This window comes from Treponema sp. JC4 (genome assembly GCF_000260795.1).
GTDB lineage: Bacteria > Spirochaetota > Spirochaetia > Treponematales > Treponemataceae > Treponema_D.
Genome location: NZ_AJGU01000132.1, coordinates 1 through 572, shown reverse-complemented (window position 1 = coordinate 572; position 572 = coordinate 1). Strand labels below are relative to the sequence as shown.

At 25.9% G+C, this 572-nt stretch carries 1 protein-coding gene and 1 pseudogene; both read left to right on the top strand.

The features are described 5' to 3' along the window. Window positions 1-207 (top strand): annotated as a pseudogene (locus MSI_RS14445) (hypothetical protein); the annotation flags it as partial. 61 nt (window positions 208-268) lie between these two features. After that, the gene (locus tag MSI_RS13620) at window positions 269-556 is read left to right on the top strand and encodes a hypothetical protein (protein WP_007590622.1); all 288 of its coding nucleotides are present in this window, start codon (window positions 269-271) and stop codon (window positions 554-556) included. Window positions 557-572: the final 16 nt, after the last annotated feature.

The following is a 572-nucleotide window of genomic DNA, read 5'->3' as shown; positions in this document are numbered from 1 at the left end:
CGAGGTGCTGGATTTACATATGCTTGTGGAACTGGTACCACTAGTTGTGTATTATTAGGATATAAAATGGGATTATTAAATGAAAAGGTACTTGCTCATTTATCTGGTGGAGATTTAAACATAACAATTACTGATCACACAGAATACTTGACTGCTGAAATGAAAGGAAAAGCTGTTACCGTTTATTATAGGAAAAATGACTGTTGAATTATAATCTACCTTATTTTTTATTATTTTTTTATAAAATTATTTAGTGAAGGAAATTTATATGAAACCTATAGTTTTTGAAGATTTAAGTACATTTCTTGTAAAACGTGTATTTCATTTACGATTTAAAGTAGCTTCATTAACCAGGAAATCAAGAATCATGAATAAAATCATAACAAAATTACTGTTTGATAAAGATGGAACATATTTTATACCTAGTAATAATAGTGTAACTACAACTACTATTAATATGAATCAAACTATACCACAAGCAGATGAAATGGTATTTCCAAGTGATATTATTAAAGAATTTATTAAAAAAAGCAAATTATATTGTTATTATGAATAAATGTTTATGTAGAACT

Excerpts from the sequence above, each read along its gene's own strand:
- MSI_RS13620 (WP_007590622.1), top strand. The coding sequence starts at position 269 with ATGAAACCTATAGTTTTTGAAGATTTAAGTACATTTCTTGTAAAACGT.